The sequence below is a fragment of the Thermorudis peleae genome (assembly GCF_000744775.1).
GTDB classification, from domain to species: domain Bacteria; phylum Chloroflexota; class Chloroflexia; order Thermomicrobiales; family Thermomicrobiaceae; genus Thermorudis; species Thermorudis peleae.
On the sequence record NZ_JQMP01000004.1, the window covers coordinates 723,663 to 745,267 of the forward strand.

General features: G+C 61.2%; 19 protein-coding genes. 11 read left to right on the top strand and 8 right to left on the bottom strand.

Annotated features, from left to right (window positions below):
* Window positions 1–110: 110 nt before the first annotated feature.
* The 7 genes from pstB to N675_RS13235 all read right to left on the bottom strand — a co-directional run bounded on the left by pstB (window position 111) and on the right by N675_RS13235 (window position 7,324).
* Window positions 111–875, bottom strand: a complete 765-nt coding sequence (pstB, locus tag N675_RS13205; protein WP_038040942.1) for a phosphate ABC transporter ATP-binding protein PstB — start codon at window positions 873–875, stop codon at window positions 111–113.
* A 100-nt stretch (window positions 876–975) separates the two neighbouring features.
* Window positions 976–1,875: a phosphate ABC transporter permease PstA gene (gene pstA, locus N675_RS13210; RefSeq protein WP_051914758.1), complete on the bottom strand. Its 900-nt coding sequence runs from the start codon at window positions 1,873–1,875 to the stop codon at window positions 976–978.
* 14 nt (window positions 1,876–1,889) lie between these two features.
* Window positions 1,890–2,873 (bottom strand): phosphate ABC transporter permease subunit PstC, encoded by a 984-nt coding sequence (gene pstC / locus N675_RS13215; RefSeq protein ID WP_081887126.1) that lies wholly within the window; start codon window positions 2,871–2,873, stop codon window positions 1,890–1,892.
* A gap of 13 nt (window positions 2,874–2,886) precedes the next feature.
* Window positions 2,887–4,179, bottom strand: a complete 1,293-nt coding sequence (gene pstS / locus N675_RS13220) for a phosphate ABC transporter substrate-binding protein PstS (protein WP_231578049.1) — start codon at window positions 4,177–4,179, stop codon at window positions 2,887–2,889.
* Between the two features lie 32 nt (window positions 4,180–4,211).
* Entirely contained in the window at window positions 4,212–4,982 is a 771-nt protein-coding gene (locus N675_RS13225; RefSeq protein WP_081887127.1) for a response regulator, read from the bottom strand.
* A gap of 259 nt (window positions 4,983–5,241) precedes the next feature.
* On the bottom strand, window positions 5,242–6,633 hold the full coding sequence (locus N675_RS13230) for a sensor histidine kinase (protein ID WP_051914759.1): 1,392 nt from the start codon (window positions 6,631–6,633) through the stop codon (window positions 5,242–5,244).
* Window positions 6,596–7,324 (bottom strand): response regulator transcription factor, encoded by a 729-nt coding sequence (locus N675_RS13235; RefSeq protein WP_038040564.1) that lies wholly within the window; start codon window positions 7,322–7,324, stop codon window positions 6,596–6,598. Before N675_RS13235 ends, N675_RS13230 begins: the two co-directional genes overlap by 38 nt.
* A gap of 100 nt (window positions 7,325–7,424) precedes the next feature.
* Here N675_RS13235 and dprA point away from each other — a divergent pair, with 100 nt between their 5' ends.
* The 8 genes from dprA (at window position 7,425) to N675_RS13275 (ending at window position 16,847) form a co-directional block, all read left to right on the top strand.
* The gene (gene dprA / locus N675_RS13240; RefSeq protein ID WP_038040567.1) at window positions 7,425–8,510 is read left to right on the top strand and encodes a DNA-processing protein DprA; all 1,086 of its coding nucleotides are present in this window, start codon (window positions 7,425–7,427) and stop codon (window positions 8,508–8,510) included.
* A gap of 42 nt (window positions 8,511–8,552) precedes the next feature.
* On the top strand, window positions 8,553–9,629 hold the full coding sequence (locus N675_RS13245) for a mannose-1-phosphate guanylyltransferase (RefSeq protein ID WP_038040570.1): 1,077 nt from the start codon (window positions 8,553–8,555) through the stop codon (window positions 9,627–9,629).
* A gap of 164 nt (window positions 9,630–9,793) precedes the next feature.
* Window positions 9,794–11,914: a type I DNA topoisomerase gene (topA, locus tag N675_RS13250; RefSeq protein ID WP_038040953.1), complete on the top strand. Its 2,121-nt coding sequence runs from the start codon at window positions 9,794–9,796 to the stop codon at window positions 11,912–11,914.
* Between the two features lie 65 nt (window positions 11,915–11,979).
* Window positions 11,980–12,567 (top strand): ATP-dependent protease subunit HslV, encoded by a 588-nt coding sequence (hslV, locus tag N675_RS13255; RefSeq protein ID WP_038040955.1) that lies wholly within the window; start codon window positions 11,980–11,982, stop codon window positions 12,565–12,567.
* A complete protein-coding gene (gene hslU / locus N675_RS13260; protein ID WP_051914760.1) occupies window positions 12,545–13,984 on the top strand; it encodes an ATP-dependent protease ATPase subunit HslU in 1,440 nt (479 codons plus the stop codon). Before hslV ends, hslU begins: the two co-directional genes overlap by 23 nt.
* Before the next feature lie 33 nt (window positions 13,985–14,017).
* The gene (locus N675_RS13265; protein ID WP_038040572.1) at window positions 14,018–14,719 is read left to right on the top strand and encodes a glycosyltransferase family 2 protein; all 702 of its coding nucleotides are present in this window, start codon (window positions 14,018–14,020) and stop codon (window positions 14,717–14,719) included.
* 16 nt (window positions 14,720–14,735) lie between these two features.
* Entirely contained in the window at window positions 14,736–15,728 is a 993-nt protein-coding gene (locus tag N675_RS13270) for an ROK family protein (RefSeq protein ID WP_038040574.1), read from the top strand.
* 174 nt (window positions 15,729–15,902) lie between these two features.
* Entirely contained in the window at window positions 15,903–16,847 is a 945-nt protein-coding gene (locus N675_RS13275) for a branched-chain amino acid transaminase (RefSeq protein ID WP_231578050.1), read from the top strand.
* Between the two features lie 93 nt (window positions 16,848–16,940).
* On the opposite strand, the gene N675_RS13280 is transcribed toward N675_RS13275, so the two are convergent.
* Complete coding sequence (locus N675_RS13280) at window positions 16,941–18,329, bottom strand: aspartate aminotransferase family protein (RefSeq protein WP_038040579.1); 1,389 nt, start codon at window positions 18,327–18,329, stop codon at window positions 16,941–16,943.
* A gap of 150 nt (window positions 18,330–18,479) precedes the next feature.
* Between N675_RS13280 and priA the strand changes: the two genes are divergently transcribed.
* From priA to def, 3 genes are all read left to right on the top strand, one after another.
* A complete protein-coding gene (gene priA / locus N675_RS13285) occupies window positions 18,480–20,717 on the top strand; it encodes a replication restart helicase PriA (protein ID WP_231578051.1) in 2,238 nt (745 codons plus the stop codon).
* Window positions 20,686–20,925 (top strand): hypothetical protein, encoded by a 240-nt coding sequence (locus tag N675_RS14695; protein WP_231578052.1) that lies wholly within the window; start codon window positions 20,686–20,688, stop codon window positions 20,923–20,925. Before priA ends, N675_RS14695 begins: the two co-directional genes overlap by 32 nt.
* Before the next feature lie 79 nt (window positions 20,926–21,004).
* Window positions 21,005–21,562, top strand: a complete 558-nt coding sequence (gene def / locus N675_RS13290) for a peptide deformylase (RefSeq protein ID WP_051914009.1) — start codon at window positions 21,005–21,007, stop codon at window positions 21,560–21,562.
* Window positions 21,563–21,605: the final 43 nt, after the last annotated feature.

Consider the following 21,605-nt stretch of genomic DNA (forward strand, 5'->3'; position numbering starts at 1 on the left):
CTGATCCGGCACAGCGGCAGGCCAAACAGCACGAGAGAATAGCTACAGCATAGCATATGCGGCGCGTGAACGCGTCTCCGTTGTGACGCCGCCAGCAGCAGGAGAGCGAATTAGCCGAAGCGACCGGTGATATAGTCCTCCGTTCGGTGATCTTTTGGCCGGAGGAAGAGCTCGCGGGTTGGGCCGTACTCGATCAAGCGGCCAACCCGATCCTCACCAGCCAGCATGAACATCGTGTAGTCCGAGACACGGGCAGCTTGCTGCATATTGTGGGTCACGATGACAATCGTATAGTCACGGGCAAGCTGTCGCATGAGATCCTCAATGCGCATCGTTGCAACGGGATCGAGCGCCGAGCAGGGCTCATCCATTAAGAGAACTTCTGGCTCGACAGCAATCGCGCGAGCAATACAGAGCCGTTGCTGCTGCCCGCCAGAGAGGGAAGCGCCTGAGGCATGGAGCTTGTCCTTGACTTCGTCCCAGAGCGCAACAGCGCGCAGACAGCGTTCCACGATCTCATCGAGCTGGGGCTTGGGCAATCGCCGCCCAAGGAGCTTCAGGCCAGCGATGACATTGTCGTAGATCGACATCATTGGGAAGGGATTAGGCTTCTGAAACACCATGCCGATCACGCGCCGAACCCGAACGGGATCAACCTGCGGCGCGTAGATGTCTTCACCGTTCAGGAGCACGGAACCCGTCACTCGTGCGCCCGGCGTCAGCTCATGCAAGCGGTTGAGGCAACGGATGAGCGTCGACTTGCCACAGCCAGACGGTCCAATGATCGCGGTGATTTTGCCTGGTTCGATCGGCGCCGTGATCCCTTCAATCGCCTTAAATGAGCCGTACCAGGCTGCAAGGTCGCGAATCTGCATACCGGCAGGACGCCGGCCACTCTGCTGTGTTGACGACTCTGCCGTCTCCGTAGTCGTCTCTGGACGGGCAAGTGCCGCTAATGTCTCACGATCCATCGGTCTACCGTACCTGTTTCCCACGCGTCGCAAGGCGCGTGACGAGGTTGAGGATACCAATCAGCAGAATAAGGATCAGCGAGCCTCCCCATGCCTTTGTATGCCAGTCCTCATAGGGCGAGGAAGCATACGTGTAAATCTGCAGTGGCAAGGCGGCCATCGGCTGGAAGAGGTTGAAGTTGAAGAACATGTTGCCAAGGGTAGTGAGGAGCAGCGGCGCGGTCTCGCCACCAGCGCGAGCCATCGCTAACACGATGCCTGTAATGATTCCACCGCGTGCCGCAGGAATGACGACGAAAAGCACGGTACGCCAGAGCGGCACCCCCAACGCAAGTGATGCTTCGCGGAGCGCTTGCGGCACAAGCTTCAAGATCTCTTCAACGGTGCGAGCGGTGATCGGAATCATGATGATCGCGAGCGCAACAGCACCGGCAATGCCGGAGTAGTGCCCGACGAGGCGGCGCACAACCAGTGACCAGACAAAGGCACCGACCACAATCGATGGCAGCCCCGCAAGGAGATCAACGACAACACGAACGACGGTCGCAAACCGGCCACGGCCAAACTCGGAGAGATAGACAGCTGCACCGACGCCAATTGGCACGGCGATGATGCTGGCAACAGCGAGCATGTAGAGTGAGCCGACGATCGCTGGTGCGACTCCGCCACCCGTCTCGCCATAGGGCTTTGGCGCTTTGGTGAAGAAGTCCCAGTTCAACGCTGGCAGTCCTCGAGCAATAACGTAGCCGAGAATAATCCAGAGCACACCAACCGCAATGACAGCGGCAAGGCCGATGAGCCCAGCGACCATGGCGCTCTGCACCTGCCGCATCGTCGTGTGGCGATCACGCGCGAGGAGCGAGCCAGTGTCTCGGCTGACGGACGGCACGAGCGTGCCTGCCATCGTCCCCCTCCAACTCAAACGCGAACCCCGGCCGGGCTACGGACAAAGCGGAAGACCAGTAACCGGGCAAGCAGGTTAATCAACAACGCCACCAGCAGGAGCACAAGGGCGAGGTTCATGAGAGCACTGAAGTAGATCGCTTTATCCGCTTCCGTGAACTGATTGGCAATCGCACTGGCGATGGTATACCCAGGGGTAAAGAGAGATGCGCGAATTTGCGTGGTGCTGTTCCCAACAACGAGTGTGACCGCCATCGTTTCGCCGAGCGCGCGCGCAAGGCCGAGCATCGCCGCGCCGATCACGCCAGCACGCGCGTAGGGGAGGACCGCATAGCGGATCATCTCCCACTTCGTCGCGCCCAATGCGAACATACCTTCACGTTGGAGATCAGGCACAGCCAGGATTACTTCACGCGAGACAGCCATCACGGTTGGCAGGATCATGATAGCGAGGATAACCCCGCCGGTCAGCAGGTCAAGGCCGATCGGCGGGCCAGCAACCAAGCGATTGAGCACCGGAATCGGGCCAAGCACAGCCTGCAGCGCTGGCTCGACTCCATTGCGCATGACCGGCACAAGGACAAAGAGGCCCCAGAGGCCATAGACAATACTCGGGATCGCCGCCAGCATCTCAATCGAAAACGCAACAGGCTCGCGCAGCCAGCGCGGAGCGTATTCGACAATGAAGAGCGCAGCGGCGATCCCGATTGGCGCAGCGAGAATCAGGGCGATCAGTGACGTCACGATCGTGCCGTAGATGAAGCTTGCCGCGCCAAACTGCTCAAAGACCGGATCCCACGTTGAATGGACGAAAAAGCCGAAACCATAGCGGCGAATCGCCGGCCACGCATCATGGAGCAGCAGGGCGATGAGCAGTGCCAGCGTGAGCACTGCACCGGCCGCCGTGATCCAGACGGCTCCAGCAAATGCCGGATCGCCGATGTCACGTTGGCGACGCCTCAGCGCTTCCGCTCCCACAACCTCGCCCTGCTGCACCATCGAACGCTCCCGCTTACTTGCCCGGGAAGGCCGGTTGGCCGTTCACCGTAATCTGCCGGACCTTCTGCAACGCGAGCGCCGTCACCTCTGGCGCAAGCGGTGCATAGCCCAAATCCTTATGGTACTGCTGGCCATCCGTCAAGCCCCACCAGAGATACCGGGTCAGCGCAATGGCCTTAGCCTGATCTTGCATATTCTGATAGGCCAGGATCCAGGTGAAGCCGCTAATTGGATAGGCGTTCGCGCCATCAGCGTTGACAATGATGGCACGAAGATCAGCAGGCATGGACTTCGATGCTCCGGCTGCCGCAGCGGTGACGGTGTCGAGCGAAGCGGTCACAAAATTGCCAGCCTTGTTCTTGACCATGCCATACGCGATCTTGTTTTGCAGAGCGTAGATCAGTTCAACATAGCCAATCGAGTACGGGTTCTGCTTCACCGCACCCGAGACGCCTTCACTGCCCTTGCCGCCGATCCCCACCGGCCAGTTGACGGAGGTACCAACTCCAACCTTGCTCTTCCAATCAGCGCTGACAGCAGCCAGGTAGCTCACCAGGATGAAGGTTGTTCCTGAGCCGTCACTCCGATGGACGACAACAATGGGCTTATTGATGTTAGCGAGGGCAGGGTTGTCGGCAACAAGCTTGGGGTCATTCCACTTCGTAATCGTGCCGAGGAAGATGCCAGCCAGTGTCTCTGGCGTGAACTTGAGCGGATCCTTGCCCTCAAGTTCGGGGATGTTATAGGTCAACACGACTCCACCGAGCGCGGTCGGGATGTGGAGAATTGGTCCACCCTTTGCCTGCTGCATCTGCTCGTCGGTCATCGGAGCGTCGGTCGCGCCGAAGTCGACGGTCATATCCTGCAAGCTCTTAATGCCACCACCGGAGCCAATCGCCTGGTAATTGATCTTCACGCCGGTGAGCTTCTCGTAGTCGGACGACCACTTCGTGTAGAGCGGAGCAGCGAATGTCGAGCCAGCGCCAGTCAGTGCTTTGGCTTCTCCAGTATATGGCCCGGTAATCCGAACCGTCGTCACCGTGCCACCACTCGCCGTCGTGGCCGTCATGCTCGCTGCCGGCGAAGCGGCAGTCGTTGCCGCACTCGACGTCGTTGGCGTCGTCATCATCGCCGCGGTTGGCGACTTTGCCGCAGTTGGCGACGCAGCCGTGCTCGCACCCATCGTCGGCGTTGGCGTCGCACTACCACCGCCACACGCTGCCAGGAGACCGGCCAACGCTGGTGTGCTTACACCGACAGCGAGCGCGCGCCGCAGGAATGTTCGACGAGTTATCACCTGGCTCATCACGTTTCCTTCCTTCTCCTTACCCGTATTGCTCACGCATCACGCATGCCGAACTCTCCAGCATGGGACACGGTTTTCACCTCACCGTTCAGCTCCTCCCCTATACGTTCAAGCGCCAACGGTTGCAAACGGTAGCCCGAACCGTGGACAGTCTGGATCATCTGCGCTGCGGCAGGATCGACCCGCTGGAGCGCAGCGCGAATACGCCGGATGTGGACATCGATATTGCGCGGGTCAACGACCTGGCCACTGCCCCAGATGCGATCAAGTAAGGTGGCTCGTGAGCAGAGCTTCCCAGGCGACATTGCCAGTGCCGCCAGCACAGCAAAGGTGCGGGGAGCAAGCGGGAGCTCAACGCCGTTATACGTGGCACGCTGTTCACGCCGATTGACAACGAGTCGACCAACGGTGATCGTTTCAGCCGCCTCATCCCCTTGGGAGCGTCGCAGGAGCGCCTCGACACGGGCGAGCAATTCACGTAACCGGAAGGGTTTGACGACGTAATCATCAGCGCCGGCCGCGAAGCCAGCAACGACGGTTTCCTCATCGTCCCGGGCAGTGAGGATGAGGATGGCTGCAGAGGACACCGAGCGCAACAAGCGACAAAGATCAAGGCCGTGCAACTGCGGGAGCATTAAGTCGAGGACGATGAGATCGGGCTGCACTGCCTGGGCCAGTTGCAGTCCGCGACGCCCATCAAGTGCATACCAGACCTGATAGCCTTGCCGGCTCAGGGCATACCGCAGTGCCTCAACGAGCGCTTCATCATCTTCGACCAGCAAGACCCGTGCGGCTGTGCCCATCGCAGTGGCCGTCGCCTCTCACGCTTCAGCGCCTGCATCCGTCATTTCCCACGGTGGAGTGTATGCATGGGACATTAACGGAAGATTAGCGGACGATCAACAACAGATGAACAACACACGACAGAGCAGGCGAGGGATTGCGAGACGACGCACGCAGAGCGGAAACCCAACGCGTATCTGATCTGTTGGCATCACGCCGATCGGCGTCCTGCGAGCAGGATTCCTTGCAGGGGTTATACATCCCCCTCCACCGGCGATGTTACGGAGTCGAGCGCTCGCGGCGTGTCACATCAGGAGGCGTTGGCAGGGAAATTGGCAGCCGCACAGTGACCTGGGCACCGCCGCCAGGCGCATTTTCTGCCCAGACCGTGCCACCGTGCAGTTGCACAAGATGCTTGACAATGGCGAGCCCCAAGCCGCTTCCACTGCTGGAGCGGGCACGGTCACTCTTGTAGAACCGCTCGAAGACCCGATCAAGATCTTCCGGTGGGATGCCCGGTCCCGTATCGCTGACAGTCACGAGCACGGCATCACCGTCGCGCGCGACGCGCACGGTGACCTGCCCACCAGCAGGTGTGAACTTGAGGGCGTTATCCAGTAAGTTCGCGAGCACCTGACTGATCCGGCCAGGATCACAGTCGACGCACGGCACGGACGGATCGGTCACGACCGTGAGCGCCAGCCCTTGGGCCTGAGCGCGTGGCTGAAACCGCTCAACGACGTCGCGCGCCAGCCTGTTGAGGTCAGTCGGCCGGCGCTGGAGCGTCAGTTGGCCGGACTCGGCTCGGGACAAGTCGAGCAATTGATTCACCAGTTGGGTGAGGTGCGCGACTTCGACCGCAATACGCTGCAGAAAGTCACGGGCCACAGCCGGGTCATCTAACGCGCCATCCAGCAAGGTATCGACCAGCGCTTGCAGCCCAGCGAGCGGAGTGCGCAAGTCATGGGAGACGTTAGCGATAAAGTCGCGACGGACTGTTTCGGTGCGACGCAACTCGGTGACATCGCGCAGAATCAGCGTGACGAAGGAACCACGCGGGCTTGGCAAGCGCGAGGCCAGAGCATGGACGGCGCGTGGCGGACGGCCTAACTCGATGACCTGGTGTGACAGTGCGATTCCTTTGCGTCGTGCCTCAGCGACAAGCTCGACGAGTTCATAGTCGCGGACAACCTCAGCTAACGCCCGGCCGGTCGCATGGCGCGGTGTCGTGCGCAGAAGCGACGCGGCCATACGGTTGAGCAAGTAGACACGGTCGGCTTCATCGCTGATAACAATCCCTTCGTTGAGGTGTTCCAGGATACGGTAAAGCTGGTCACGTTCCGCCTGGGCACGCTGCGCCTGCTCACGCCAGGACTGGAGACACGCTGCCCACTCGCGAGTAAAGCGGTCGAGTGCTGAGGCTGTTGGAACGGCGGATGATTCGAGAGAAGCTGCAGGAGGAAACTGATCGCGGAGCCAGCGACGGTGCTGATTGAGCGCACGGGCGACACGGATCCAGGCAAGCGCCCAGCCGATAAGTAAACCGACCAGGACGCCAAGCGCCAGCCCAAGCATCAGCCGCGCGGTCGTCGTTGGGATGAGGAGGATCGGCAGAAACACGGTCAATACCCAGCTAGGAACGCGCAGGAGTTGCGGATGCGAAATCGGCATTCACGCGATACCCGACACCACGCACAGTTTCAATGAGCTGAGGGTGGCGTGGATCGGCTTCGAGCTTTTCTCGCAAACCGTGGATGTGGACGGCAAGTGTTCGTGTATCACCATAGCCGTGATAGCCCCAGACCGCTCGGAGAAGCTGCTCAGCCGAACAGACTCGTCCGCGGTGACGCACCAGATACGCGAGCAAGTCAAATTCACGCGGCTTGAGGGCAACTTCCTGGCCATCACGCCAAACTCGCCGTGCGGCGACGTCGATGACCAGTGGGCCGAAGACAATGCGTTCAGCTTCCCCCTCAGTTGGACGCAGTTCAGCCGCGAGCATCTCGCGACGCCGGAGCAGGGCCTTGACACGGGCAACGAGTTCGCGCATTGAAAACGGCTTGGTCACGTAATCGTCAGCGCCGAGTTCAAGGCCGAGCACACGGTCAACTTCGTCATCACGCGCAGTGAGCATGAGGATCGGCACCGTGCTTGAGCGGCGCAGCACACGACAGACCTCGAAACCGTCAAGGCCAGGGAGCATGACATCGAGGATCACGAGATCAGGAGCATTCGTCTGCACACGACGGAGCGCTTCGGTGCCATCAGCCACGACGTCGACCTGGTAGCCGGCCCGCTCGAGCGTGTATCGTAACGTTTGGCGGAGCGTCTCATCATCTTCGACGAGCAACACCGTTGGCATCGGCGCAACTCCGCGTCATCTACCCTCTTCCACTGTATCATGTCCCGACGGTAGTGCTGTAGGGACAGCGCTGCACAGGGCAAACGCAAGGGAAGCGGGCGTGGGGAACGAGCGAGCATACTGGCTAGCATTCCATCTCGTTTACGGGATCAGTCTCAGGTGGATCGAGCGACTCCGAACGCACTTTGGTGACCTTGCTCTGGCCTGGGAGGCGGACCAGGCGCAGCTGCAACAGCTTGGCCTTCGCACTTCCATTCTCGAGCGGTTCAGGACGCTGCGACAGCGGCTCGATCCACACCAGTATCTTGCGACGGTTGAGGCCCAGGGCATCCGCGTCCTCTGCTATCCAGACGAGGCATACCCGCCACGTTTGCGGGAAATCCCTAGCCCGCCCCTTGCACTCTTCATGCGCGGCGAACTCACGCCAGCTGATGACCGCGCGGTTGCTCTTGTTGGCACGCGGCAAGCAACGTCCTATGGCCAATTGGTCACCCAACAACTGGCGAGCGAGTTGTGCCAGCACGGCATCACGATCGTCAGCGGGCTAGCGTATGGCATTGATCGCGTCGCCCACGAAGCGGCACTCGATGCGGGAGGACGAAGCATTGCGGTGTTCGGCACCGGGGTCGATGTGGTGTACCCCCGGGCTCACCAGCGCCTGGCCGAGCGATTGATCAAGCAGGGGGCCATTCTTTCCGAGTTTCCGCCGGGAACACGGCCGATCGCAGAAAACTTTCCGATTCGCAACCGGATTATCAGCGGGCTCTCACTCGGCGTTATTGTGGTCGAGGCGCCGATGCGCAGCGGTGCACTGATCACTGCTCGCTTTGCGGCTGAGCAAGGCCGGTCAGTCTATGCCGTTCCTGGGCCGATCACATCACCGGTCAGTCAGGGAACGCTGGCGTTACTGAAAGACGGGGCAACGCCGATCGGCAGTGCCCGTGATATTCTTGACGATTTGCAGTTGGAGGTCCGGCAACTTGCGCTGCCGACGCCACCAGCACCGTCACCTGCATCGCCGCACGAAGCACAGATTCTTGCTCTGCTGGCGCACGGGCCGTACCATATCGATGATCTCGCAGCCGAGCTTGGGTTGGGTATCAGCCAGATGAATGTCCTGCTGCTGGAGATGCAGCTCCGAGGGCAGGTTCGGCATCTTGGCTCCCAGCTTTATGCGCGTGCGTAAGCGGGGCAGCGCACGTGCGCCGGAGGGAAAGAGAGGGGTAGTATGCGATTGTGGACGCTGATCCCAGCTGGCGGGAGCGGCACGCGGCTCTGGCCAGCAAGCCGGAAAAACTGGCCAAAATTTCTCCTGCCGCTGCCCGGGCCATCTTCAATGCTCCAATCGACCTGGCAGCGTCTCGCCCCATTGACCACGCCCGAGCAGACCTTTGTGATTACTGGCAAGGCGCACGTTCAAGCCGTCCGCGAGCAACTGCCGATGCTGCCTCCTGATCACGTCATCACCGAGCCAGAACCACGCGGAACAGGCCCGGCGATCGGCCTCGGCGCCTTTCTGATCGCGCGCCACGATCCGACGGCGATTATGGGCTCGTTCGCGGCCGACCATTACGTCGCCGATCCAGCAGCGTTTGCCAAAGCGGTACGCGCGGCAATAGCCGCAGCAGAGCAAGGCTATCTAACGACGATTGGCATTCCTCCACGCTACCCGGAAACCGGGTACGGCTATATCCACCTTGGCGAGCCGCTCTTTGAGCAGAACGGGTTGCGTGTCTTCCGCGGCCGGGGTTTTAAGGAGAAGCCAGACCTTGCGACGGCCCGCGCCTTTGTTGCGTCAGGCGAGTACGTATGGAATGCCAGCATGTTTCTCTGGCGCGTCGATATATTCCTTGAGCACCTGCGCGCACTGTTGCCGGAGGTTGCCGAAACACTCGCCCAGATCACTGCCGTATGGGACACGCCAGAGCGCGAGGCAGTGCTCGCTGAACTCTGGCCGAGGCTCCCTGATGTCACGATTGATACGGGTATTATGGAGCGTGCTGAGGCAATCGCGGTCGTGCCAGCCGAGTTCGGCTGGGCGGATATTGGCGACTGGCACGGGCTGGCGCAGTTGCTTGCTGAGCACGATGGTGCCAACATCACCGTCAACTGCGAGCATGTGGGGGTCGACACGCATGCTACGCTCATGTATGGACGGAAACGACTCGTGGTTACACTCGGCATCGAGAACCTGATCATCGTCGACACTGACGATGTCTTGCTCGTCTGCGATCGCTCACGTGCGCAAGAGGTGCGAGCGATCGTCCAGGAGCTGAAGCGTCAAGGTCGTACTGATATCCTTTAAATCCACGATGAAGACAACGACAAATACCAACATGTGAGGGAGTCAGCGTGGCACGACAAAAGACGAAAGGCACGACGAAGCAAACAACCAAGCAGACGAAGAAGACTACCACGACAGCGAGCACGACAACTGCGCGCTCACGCACGAGCAACGGCGACGACGGCATGCTCGTCATCGTGGAATCGCCAGCCAAGGCACGGACGATCAGCCGGTATCTTGGCCCGGGTTATACCGTCATGGCATCAATGGGACATGTCCGCGACTTGCCGAAGAGCAAGCTCGGGGTTGACGTCGAGCACGGCTTTACGCCGACCTACGTCATTCTCAAAGAGAAACAGCCGGTCATCAAAGAACTGAAGGAGCGGGTTAACCAAGCGCGCGAGCTGATCCTTGCCACTGACCCAGACCGTGAGGGGGAGGCGATTGCCTGGCATCTGATCGAGGCGACCGGTGCGCATGAAAAGCCGCGCCGCCGGATTGTCTTCCACGAGATTACGCCTGAGGCGATCCGGGCAGCCTTACAAAGCCCACGCGACATCGACATGCGACTCGTGAACGCCCAGCAGGCGCGGCGCGTGCTCGACCGGCTGGTTGGCTATGAGATCAGCCCCTTGCTCTGGCGGAAAGTACGACGGGGGCTCTCAGCTGGGCGTGTGCAATCGGTCGCCTTGCGGCTCATTGTGGAACGTGAGCGAGAAATTCAAGCATTCGTTCCCCAAGAGTATTGGACGATTGCCGTCGACCTCATGCCGGAGCCGGACGGGACAACCGAGCCGCAGCCATTTACGGCAGCGCTTGTCCGGATCAACGGCGAAAAGCCGGAACTCCCAAACGAAGCGGCCGCTCGCGCGGTTGCCGAGGCGCTCGAACGTGCCGGCTACTGGGTGCAACAGGTCACACAGCGAGAGAAGCAGCGCCGCCCTGCCCCACCGTTTACGACCAGCACCTTGCAGCAAGAGGCAGCGCGGAAGTTGCGCTTCCCGGTACGTTTCACGATGGAACTCGCCCAGCAACTCTATGAAGGCATCGACCTTGGAGCGGAAGGGCGCCAGGGTCTCATCACCTACATGCGCACAGACTCAACACAAGTCGCGGCGTCAGCACAGGCGCGAGCGCGTGAGGTCATTGCCAAGCAGTTTGGCGAAGCGTACTTGCCTCCAGAGCCGCCAGTCTATACCAAGAAGGCGAAGGGAGCACAGGAGGCACACGAAGCCATCCGACCAACCGATCCAGCACGCTTGCCGAACGCCGTGAAGCCGTACCTCTCTGACGCACAGTACAAGCTGTATCGATTGATCTGGGAACGCTTTATCGCCAGCCAAATGGCAAATGCGATCTACGACACCACGAGTGTTGACATTGTCGCTGGCACCGCGCCCGATCACGCGCCGTATCTGCTCCGGGCAAGCGGCTCGGTTATCCGCTTCCCTGGCTTCTTGGCCGTCTACCGTGAGGGGCGTGACGACGAAATGCAGGACGAACTCGACCAGCGCCCGCTGCCGCCGTTGCATGACGGCCAGGCCCTGCGACTCATTGCTGTCCGTCCAGAGCAGCACTTTACGCAGCCGCCGCCGCGCTACACTGAGGCAAGCCTGGTGAAGACGCTGGAAGAGCTGGGCATTGGCCGGCCAAGCACCTATGCCCCAACAATTGAGACGCTGAAGCAACGGCAATATGTCCAGGTCGAAGACCGCAAGCTTGTACCAACCCAACTTGGCATGCTGGTCAACGACTTGCTCGTCGAGCACTTCCCCGATATCGTCGACGTGCAATTCACGTCACGGATGGAGGAAGAGCTGGACGAGATTGCCTCGGGACAACGCGAATGGGTACCGGTCGTCGCAGCGTTCTATCAGCCGTTCCATGAGACGGTCGAGAAGGCCGAACAGACAATCAGCAAAGTGCGCGTGGCCGATGAGCCGACAGACGAAGTCTGTGAACTCTGCGGTCGGCCAATGGTGATCAAGTTCGGCCGATTTGGGCGCTTCCTTGCCTGTAGCGGCTTTCCAGAGTGCCGCAACAAGCGGTCGCTGGTCGAGAAGATCGGCGTCACCTGCCCAGCCTGTGGGCAAGGCGAGATTGTGGTGCGGCGGAGCAAGCGTGGACGGGTCTTCTATGGCTGCAGTCGCTACCCAGCGTGTGACTTCGTCAGCTGGGAGCGTCCAACTGGCGAGCGTTGTCCGCAGTGCGGCGGGCTGCTCGTGGTGACGACACGACGCGGGCAGGACATTGTGCACTGCAGCTCATGCAGTTATCGGGCTGAGCCGATCGCTCAACCCGCGTAAGGCAGCCGATGACGAAATACGCTACAATTGACCGGTTTGCGCGGGCAGCCCGCGGGGAGTACGGCATGGCGTGGCACGGCACAACCATTCTTGGCGTTCTGCGTGACGGCGTCGTCGCGTTAGGCGGAGACGGCCAGGTCACGGCCGGCGACATCGTGCTGAAGCACCATGCACGGAAGATCCGCGCGCTGGCAAATGGCAGCATTCTGGCAGGGTTTGCTGGAGCAGTTGCGGACGCGCTTACGCTCTTTGACAAGTTTGAGCAGCATCTGCGCAGTGCGAACGGCGATCTGCGCCATGCTGCGGTTGAACTTGCCAAGGAATGGCGGACAGACCGCTATCTCCGGCGGCTGGAGGCTCAACTCCTTGTCGCTGACCCTCAGCAACTCCTGCTCCTCTCCGGCGAAGGCGACGTGCTAGAGCCAGACGACGGCGTTGCGGCAATTGGGACTGGGGGCGCGTACGCCGCGGCGGCCGCCCGCGCCTTGCTCCGTCACACGACGCTGAGCGCGCCGGAGATTGTCCGCGCCGCCATGGAAGTCGCTGCCGACCTCTGCATCTATACCAACCACGAGATCACGTTGCTCACAGCCCCACCACTCAACCAAGGAGGAGCACACTATACGGACGATGAGCGCGAAGACATTGACTGAAAAAGCATCGCTGGCACTCACGCCAGCACAGATTGTCGCTGAGCTTGATCGCTATATCGTTGGTCAAGAGAGCGCCAAGCGCGCTGTTGCCGTTGCCTTGCGCAACCGCTGGCGATGGCAACAACTTCCCGACGAGATCCGCCGTGATATCTTCCCAAAGAACATCTTGATGATTGGGCCGACCGGCGTAGGCAAGACGGAAATTGCCCGCCGCGTGGCAAAACTCGTCGATGCCCCCTTCATCAAGGTTGAAGCGACAAAGTTCACGGAAGTTGGCTACGTCGGGCGCGATGTCGAGTCGATCGTGCGCGAACTTGTCGAGGCCAGCATCAGTATGCTCCATGGTGAGCGCTTGGAAGCTGTCCGCGACGAGGCTGCGCGCGCGGCACTGCAGCGGCTCGTCGACCTGCTCGTCGAACAGCGAATGCGCCGGCGTGGCGCGCGCTCGAGCAAAGACGAGGGTGAGGAAGGCGAGCACGCTGAGGAGAACGAGACCCCAGAAGAGCGGCGCAAGCGCGAAGCCGCCCAGCGTCGTCGGCTTAACCGGCAGCGTCGTCGCCTGCTGGAACTGCTCAGCCACGATGGGCTCGAAGACGAAACGGTCGAGCTTGACATCGACACCGACTTCGACGTGTTCATCGAAGGCAACGGAGACTTCGCCGCTGAGGAGTTGCAGGAAGCCTTTGGGGAGTTCCTGGAAAGCTTCCCACGACGGCGAACGCGTCGCGTCTCGATTCGTGAAGCGCGGCGTATCCTCACCCAGCAAGAAGCCCAGCGGCTCATCGACTTCGACACTGTCGTTGAAGCGGCGATCAAGCGGGCAGAAGAGTCAGGCATCATCTTCATCGATGAGATCGATAAACTGATCACCCGTGGGTCAGGGGAGTATGGCCCCGACGTCTCGGGGGAAGGCGTGCAACGCGACTTGCTGCCAATCGTCGAAGGCTCGGTCGTGATGACCCGCTACGGGCCCGTCCGCACTGACCACATGCTCTTTATTGCCGCGGGGGCGTTCCACGGCGTGAGTCCTTCTGACCTGATTCCCGAGCTGCAGGGACGGTTCCCGATTCGGGTGGAACTCCAGCGTCTCAGCGAGGATGACCTGTACAAGATCCTGACCGTCCCGGAAAATGCGCTGACACGGCAATATGCTGAGATGCTGCGGGTCGAAGGGGTGACCCTTGAGTTCACCGAGGACGGCTTGCGTGAGATTGCTCGCTATGCCGCTGAGGTGAATGAGCGCACGGAAGATATCGGTGCGCGACGATTGGCGACCATCATGGAGCGCGTGCTCGAGGACATCTCGTTCCATGCACCCGACTATGCGGGGCAGACGGTGACGATCGACGCGGCGTATGTCCGCTCACGGGTCGACGACGTTGCGGCTGACGACGATTTGAGCAAGTTCATCCTCTAGCCGTCGTGGACGAGCGGGAGGAGAGGGAGGGGTATGCCAACGTTCCGCCGGCTCTCGATCCTAATCCCGGTCTATAACGAAGAACGAACCGTCGCGGAGTTACTCAGGCGCGTGCAGAGCGTTGAACTGCCGCTGGAGCGCGAACTGGTCGTCGTTGACGACGGCTCGACCGACGGAACACGGGCTGTCCTCTCGGCACTCTCACCCGATATCCCCGAAATGCGGCTCATCTTCCACCCGGTCAACCGTGGGAAGGGCGCCGCGGTCCGCACCGCCCTCGAAGCTGCGACAGGCGACATTCTGCTGATTCAAGATGCTGACCTGGAATACGATCCCCGCGACTATCCTGCTCTCCTCCGGCCAATTCTTGAAGGTCGGAGCCAGGTCGTCTACGGCTCGCGCTTTCTTGGCGAGCATAAAGCGATGTACTTCTGGCACGCGGTCGGGAACCGCTTCCTGACGCTGGTGACGAACCTGCTCTATGACACGACGCTGACGGACATGGAGACGGGGTACAAGGTCTTCACCGCCGAGGTTGCACAGCACATCGCCCTCCGGAGCGAGCGCTGGGGTTTTGATCCGGAGATCACCGCGCAAATCCTCCGCCGCGGCTATCGCATTTACGAAGTGCCCATTTCCTACAATGGGCGAGAGTATTGGGAGGGCAAGAAGATCACCTGGCGGGACGGGGTGACTGTCCTGCTGACACTGCTTCGCTACCGGTTTTTGCCATAGACGGAGGAGGCGACGGATGGGCGTTGACCAGGTCATCGCAGTTGACCTCGGCGGTACGCACCTGCGCGCAGCCCGCATTACCCGTGACGGGACACTGACACATCACCAGGCCACCGAGACACGCGCAAATGAGGGTGTTGCGGCAGTTATCGACCGGATTTGCGCACTCGTCGAGCAGGTCGCACATCAAGCAGGCGTTGCAGCTGACACGCCGGTCGGCATCGTTGCCCCGGGCCCGCTCGATCCTGTCCGCGGCGTCATCCACATGGCGCCAAACCTCCCCGGCTGGCACGACGTACCACTCAAAGACGAACTCGTGCGTCGTCTGAAGCGACCGATTGTGCTCGGCAACGATGGGAATGGCGCGGCGCTTGGCGAAGCGCTCTTCGGTGCTGCTCGTGGAGCACGACACATTGTGCACTGTGTCATTGGCACGGGCTTCGGGGGTGGCATCATCACCCATGGGTTGCTTGTCGAGGGTGTCGCAGGACTGGGTGCCGAAGTTGGACACGTGCCGGTTGACCCCAACGGGCCGCGCTGCCACTGCGGAGGCATCGGTTGCCTGGAAGCGTTCGTAAGCGGATGGGCACTTGCGCGCGACGGCGAGGCGCTTGTGCAATCTGGCCGGTCGCCCAGCATCACCCAGCTTGCTGGCGGGCAACCGGTCACTGCCGATATCGTCACTGCAGCTGCACGCCAAGGCGATCCGGCAGCACGGGCTATCTTCGCCCAGGCCGGACGAGCGCTGGCGGTCGGGCTTGCAGGTCTCATCAACCTTTTCAACCCGGAAGTGATCGTGCTTGGGGGTGGTGTGGCCGAAGCCGGCGAACTGCTGACAGCACCACTCCAGCAGTGGCTTCCAACCTACGCGATGCCGCATATTGCTGACCATGTGCGTATCGTGACCTCATCCCTTGGACCAAACGTCGGGTTGTACGGCGCGGCTGCTCGCGCGTTCCTCGTCAGTGACGGCGTGCCACCGAACGCGATCCGGCTACCAGACCGGTAGCGACGCGCCCCATGCGCAGCTTCTGGTTGACAAGTGGTGCGGTCTCGTCCATCCTGCACGCGGGCACAGGCAACGGGTCTGCGCTGTGCCGCCGGTGCAAGGGTGCGCCACGATGCGCACAGTGACGCGCAGCGCAAGCGAGAGCCGGGAATGCAGCGAGTAAGGAGGCAAGACGTGGCGGAGCATCCGGCGTATCTCTGGTGGAACGGCAAGCTTGTGCGGTGGGAAGAGGCGACAGTTCACGTCACCGACCTTGGATGGTCGACCGTCGGGGCTGTCTTCGAAGGCATTCGCATGTACTGGAACGCCGAGGCTGGGGAAGGCTTCGTGTTCCGCCTGCAAGATCACCTGGAGCGATTGCACCACTCGATGAAGCTCGTGCGTCTTGAACGCCGATACAGCGTGGATGAGCTCACTGAAGCGGTCATCACGCTGCTCCGTGCCAATGAGTGTCGCGAAGATACCTACATCCAGCCAGTCGCCTACCGCAGTGGCGGGCCGAAGAGTTTGAGCGGGTATAGCCCTGAGTCGCAAATCTACATTTCGATCCGACCAATGCCATCAGAACTGCTCAGTGGCAAAGCGGTGCATGCCCGTGTCAGCTCGTGGCGACGGATTGCCGATGATGTGATGCCGCCACGAGTCAAGAATATCTCAAACTACCGCAACAGCCAGCTGGCGACGATGGAAGCACTCCAGGATGGCTATGACGCGGCAATCCTGCTGAACACGCAGGGCAAAGTAGCCGAAGGGCCAGGTGCTTGCCTCATGCTGGTGCGGAACGGCAAGCTCATCACGCCCGACGTGACCAGCAGCATTTTGGAGAGTATTACTCGCGACACGCTGCTGACGCTCGCCCGCGAGGACCTTGGGCTGCTCGTGGAAGAGCGACCGGTTGATCGCACCGAACTCTATCTTGCGGACGAAGTCTTCTTGTGCGGCACAGCCGCCGAGATTACCCCAATTGCGAGCATTGATCGGTACCAGATTGGCGATGGCGCACCTGGGCCGATTACCCAGCAACTTGCTCGCCTCTATCACGACATCGTCCGTGGCATCGACCCACGTCGTCCACTCTGGCGCACGCCGGTGGGCATGACCCAGTTGACTAAGGCCTAACAGCGAACACGCGTGAAATTGGCCCGGCGAGCCAGGTCGTGACGAACAGCATCCTGGCTCGCCGGGAGCTACCACCGTGTATGCGCGACCTGCTCACTTCGAGTCAAGCGACGCGAACAGCCCCTCCTCATCCATCCGCTGCAAGGCACGGTCGAACGCTTCGATCGTGGCATCGATTTCTGCTTCGGTGTGAACAGCGCTGACGAGGCCACCACCATGGAAGAGATCAACGCCTTCGTTCACCATGGCCAGGTGCAAGAGGTGGCCAAGCCGACCACTGAGGCCAGCTTTCAGCACTTCTGGTGCGACGCCTTCTGGTATACGAATGTCCTCGCCGTGCTGATTGGCGCAGCGCGTCCCCAGGACAATATGGAACACGGAACTCTCGCCCCAGACAAAGCCGGGAATACCTCGCCGAACGAGGATCTGGTTCATGCCACGCCGCAGCCGGGCGGCCATGGCGTCAGCATGGCGCTGCACGGCTGGATCAGCGACGATCTGCAGGCACGCGCACCCCGCTGCTGCTGAAAGGGGATTGGCATTAAACGTGCCAGGATGCTGGACGCGGCGCTCTTGGTTCCAGGCTGGATCGTCACGGAACTCGAGCAAGGCCAGAATGTCAGCCCGCCCGCCGACCGCGCCACCTGGCAGTCCACCTGCCATAATCTTGGCCATTGTCGTCAGATCAGGTCGAATACCGAGCAGGCCCTGCACACCGCCCGGCGACCAACGGAAACCCGTGATGACCTCGTCGAAGATCAGTACGGTGTCGTACCGTTGCGTAATCTCGCGGAGGCGGTGGAGGAAGCCGTCGGGCAGGGGGATCGAAGCCCAAGATGCACCACTTGGCTCAAGGATAACCGCGGCAATATCGCCTTCGGACAAGCGGCGCTCGACGAACGCCAGATCGTTGACTGGCGCAACGATGACGGTGTCAAAGACCGCCTGGGGAATCCCGGGCGACGAGCGAGCGGTGAACGGCAGCTTCTCACCTGGCACAGCATAGTCCTGCCAGCCGTGGAAGTGGCCGGCAAACTTGAGGATCTTCTGTCGCCCGGTGAAGGCTCGAGCCAGACGCATGGCGAGCAGCGTCGCTTCGGTCCCTGACGCCGTGAATTTGACGCGCTCACAGGATGGCATCAGCGAGCGAATGCGCTCGGCCCACTCCAGCTCAAGCTCATGCCCAGCGCCATAGTGGGTGCCGCGTTGTACCTGGGCGGTGACGGCTTCGACAATAGCGGGATGAGCATGGCCAAGGAGCAATGCGCCATGGCCCATCGCATAGTCGATGAGCTCATTTCCGTCAACGTCCCACTTTTTCGGCCCTGACGCACGTTCAACGTAGAGCGGAAACGGCCGCAGATAGCGTGCGTCATGGGTCACGCCGCTCGGAAAGTCGCGGACCGCGCGTTCATAACGGGCCCGTGAACCAGGATGCTGGGCGATAAACGCCTCTTCAATAGTCAACGTGCTTCGTGCCATAATCCTATCCTTTCAGTCAGCCGCGCCGCACGGCGCAATCAGCCCAGCCTGATTATCCGGACCGCAGGAAGCGCTGTCTATGGGCCACGAGCAGCATGGCATCATTGAACAGTGCACGGCATGCTGCCTGAAAGGCCGATGATCACGACAATGCACGAGCAAGCGACCCGCTGCGCCGAGGTTGCACTCGACGCGCCGACAACTGAACGACGCCAGCTGTTTTCGTACCTTGTTCCAGCTCACCTGGCGGACCAGGTGCAGGAGCGTCAGCTCGTTTGGGCCCCATTGAAGGATGAACTCCGCGTCGGCATCGTGGTGCGGCTGACGACGGAACTGCCGCCGTTCCCGCTACGGCCGCTGCACGCTGTCGTCGAGCCGACGTTTCGACTCGCGCCGTGGCAGTGGGAACTGGTTGAGTGGCTGAGCGAGGAAACGCTCTGCACCCTGTTTGAAGCAGCGTCGCCGTTCTTGCCCCCGGGCATTACCCAACGAACAGCGACGGTACTCCAGTTGCGCGACTCAGCAACGGTTGACCTTGACACGCTGACGCCATTGCAGCGCCGACTTGTCCAGTTGCTGCAAGAACGCGGCCCGATCACGCTCGAGGCAGCACGCCGCGCGCTGAACCGCAGCCTGACCACCGTCGTCGAGCGCTTGGTTGCAGCAGGCATCATCGAGCGCACTGCGCGCGTGCAAGCGCAGCCGAGTGCCGTCCGGCGATATGTTCAGCTCGTCGCCGGTCCGCCACCCAGCGATGGAGCATCCGCCCAGCGGGCACAGGCTGTACTCCGTGACTGGGAGGCTGCTCACCCTGGACAACCGATGCCTTGGCAAACCTTCCACCAGATGACGCGGTTGACGCTCTCAGCAACACGCGAACTGGCGAAGGCAGGCGTCCTCCGGCTGATCGAGCTACCGCCGTTGCCGGTCGGGACGAGCACGCACGTCACAAGTATCCCGACGCTTTCGCCGGCGCAAGCAGAAGCCTGGCGAGCTATCCACGCTGCTCTCTCTCGCCAGGAGTTCGCCGGGTTTTTGCTCCACGGGGTGACTGGGAGCGGCAAGACAGAGCTTTACTTGCGGGCTACGGCAGAATGCCTGCGCCAGGGACGGCAAGCGATTATTCTCGTGCCTGAGATTGCCTTAACCAGCCATATTGTCGAACGTTTTGCAAGCCGATTCCCTGGCCACGTTGTCGTCTTCCACAGTGGGCTGCGCCCGAGCGAACGATGGGCATCCTGGCACGCTGTCGCCCGTGGCGAAGCACCAATTGTTGTCGGGCCACGCTCAGCGCTCTTTGTTCCCGTGCAGCAGCTCGGGCTGATTGTGATTGATGAGGAGCATGACGCGGCTTACAAGCAAGAAAGCGTGCCGCGGTACCATGCCCGGGCAGTTGCTCAGCAGTTGGCGCAACGGCACCATGCTGTCTTGCTTCTTGGAAGTGCCACGCCCGATGTCACAACGCGCTATGCGGCCGAGATTGGCGAACTTCACCTGCTGCGTCTTCCTGAACGTGTCGGGCCAGTTGTGTTACACCGCCGGCAGGCACAGCCAGTTGCGACATCGCTGCCGCTGCCACAGACGACGATCGTCGACATGCGCTTAGAGTTACAACGCGGGAATCGCAGTCTGTTTAGCACGCAGCTGCAGCAGGCGATCGCGCGAGCGCTGGCGGCTCACGAGCAAGCGATTGTGCTGCTCAACCGGCGCGGTCTGGCGACAGTCGTGCAATGCCGCGCGTGCGGTGCTGTCCTGGAATGCCCGGCATGCGAGACCCCCTTGGTTTACCACGCTGACCTTCGTCGTCTCATCTGCCACCGCTGTGGGTTGCGACGTTCTCCGCTCGGGCGTTGCCCACGCTGCCGCCACGGCACGTTAGGCTACTACGGCGCCGGAACCGAGCGTGTCGAGCGGGAACTTGCCCGTCTCTTCCCAGCAGCACGCATCCTACGGTGGGATCAGGATGTCGTGCGCCAAGCTGGTGACGTGGAGCGCCTTGTGCGCCTCGTGCAGCAGCACGCCGTCGACATCGTGGTCGGCACGCAGATGGTCGCCAAAGGGTTTGACTTCCCGCTGGTCTCAACTGTTGGGATTGTGAACGCAGATACGCAGCTCTACCTGCCAGATTACCGGGCAGGTGAGCGGACGTTCCAGCTTCTTACGCAAGTGGCCGGTCGAGCTGGCCGGAAGACGCCGGGCGCACACGTGATTATCCAGACCTATACGCCCGACCACTATGCCATTCAGGCAGCGAGCCAGCATGACTACGAGCGCTTTTACACGGAAGAGCTTGCGTTCCGTAAGCGGCATCGCTATCCACCGTTCTGCCGCTTGGTCCGGCTGGTCTACCGCCATAGTGGACGCACTCGCCTGCCAGCTGTCAGCTGAGGCAGCAGCCGATCGACTACGCCAGGCGCAAGCTCAGTTGGGCATCGACGCCGAGGTGCTCGGTCCAACGCCAGCCTTCATTGCCAAGATTCGTGGGCGTTACCAGTGGCAAATCCTCGTGCGTGGTGCAGCTGCCCGCGAACTCGTCGCTGCGGTGCCGCTCGGACCAGGCTGGCTAATCGACGTCGATCCAATCAGCCTCCTTTAAGGCTATCCAACTGTCCCATCACGATCGGCTATACTTGTCCGTTAGCAGAGGAACGACACGAGGGACGACTGAGGGAACAATGGCAGTACGACCGATTATCACGGAAGGCGATCCACGACTGCGGCAGAAGGCGGTGCGCATCCGAACGATTGACGAGGATATTCGCCGGTTGGCGCAGGACATGTGGGATACCTTGGAAGCCGCCGAAGGGGTGGGACTGGCAGCACCACAGGTAGGCGTCCTACGCCGGCTCATTATCGTGAGCATCCCAGCTGGTTTTGAGCACGAAGACGACCCTGAGATTAAGCTCACCTTAGTCAATCCGGAGATTATCAAGGCGAGCGGGCGGCAAGTTGGCCCAGAAGGCTGCCTCAGCATCCCGAATTGGGTGGGCGATGTGCCACGCGCGATGAATGTCACGGTGCGTGCCCGTGACTTGCAAGACCGCGAGGTGCGGATCAAAGCCCATGGGTTCCTTGCCCGTGTTTTGCAGCACGAGATCGATCACCTCGATGGCATTCTCTTCATCGACCGCGTGGAAGACAAGTCGACGCTCCGCTACGTGCCTGACGAGGGCGAGGAAGCCGAGCCGCGTGTTCCGGTCTCGGCCCCCGTTGTATCGCCGGCCAACACGTAACGTTAGACAATCACTTCTGGCTGGTGAACGCGGGCTTGCTCCG

What these genes read in the sequence shown, in the direction of transcription:
- pstB (WP_038040942.1), bottom strand. Translation starts at nt 875, where the DNA reads ATGCAGATTCGCGACCTTGCAGCCTGGTACGGCTCATTTAAGGCGATT.
- pstA (WP_051914758.1), bottom strand. Translation starts at nt 1,875, where the DNA reads ATGGCAGGCACGCTCGTGCCGTCCGTCAGCCGAGACACTGGCTCGCTC.
- pstC (WP_081887126.1), bottom strand. Translation starts at nt 2,873, where the DNA reads ATGGTGCAGCAGGGCGAGGTTGTGGGAGCGGAAGCGCTGAGGCGTCGC.
- pstS (WP_231578049.1), bottom strand. Translation starts at nt 4,179, where the DNA reads ATGAGCCAGGTGATAACTCGTCGAACATTCCTGCGGCGCGCGCTCGCT.
- N675_RS13225 (WP_081887127.1), bottom strand. Translation starts at nt 4,982, where the DNA reads ATGGGCACAGCCGCACGGGTCTTGCTGGTCGAAGATGATGAAGCGCTC.
- N675_RS13230 (WP_051914759.1), bottom strand. Translation starts at nt 6,633, where the DNA reads ATGCCGATTTCGCATCCGCAACTCCTGCGCGTTCCTAGCTGGGTATTG.
- N675_RS13235 (WP_038040564.1), bottom strand. Translation starts at nt 7,324, where the DNA reads ATGCCAACGGTGTTGCTCGTCGAAGATGATGAGACGCTCCGCCAAACG.
- N675_RS13245 (WP_038040570.1), top strand. Translation starts at nt 8,553, where the DNA reads ATGCGATTGTGGACGCTGATCCCAGCTGGCGGGAGCGGCACGCGGCTC.
- topA (WP_038040953.1), top strand. Translation starts at nt 9,794, where the DNA reads ATGCTCGTCATCGTGGAATCGCCAGCCAAGGCACGGACGATCAGCCGG.
- hslV (WP_038040955.1), top strand. Translation starts at nt 11,980, where the DNA reads ATGGCGTGGCACGGCACAACCATTCTTGGCGTTCTGCGTGACGGCGTC.
- hslU (WP_051914760.1), top strand. Translation starts at nt 12,545, where the DNA reads ATGAGCGCGAAGACATTGACTGAAAAAGCATCGCTGGCACTCACGCCA.
- N675_RS13265 (WP_038040572.1), top strand. Translation starts at nt 14,018, where the DNA reads ATGCCAACGTTCCGCCGGCTCTCGATCCTAATCCCGGTCTATAACGAA.
- N675_RS13270 (WP_038040574.1), top strand. Translation starts at nt 14,736, where the DNA reads ATGGGCGTTGACCAGGTCATCGCAGTTGACCTCGGCGGTACGCACCTG.
- N675_RS13280 (WP_038040579.1), bottom strand. Translation starts at nt 18,329, where the DNA reads ATGGCACGAAGCACGTTGACTATTGAAGAGGCGTTTATCGCCCAGCAT.
- priA (WP_231578051.1), top strand. Translation starts at nt 18,480, where the DNA reads ATGCACGAGCAAGCGACCCGCTGCGCCGAGGTTGCACTCGACGCGCCG.
- def (WP_051914009.1), top strand. Translation starts at nt 21,005, where the DNA reads ATGGCAGTACGACCGATTATCACGGAAGGCGATCCACGACTGCGGCAG.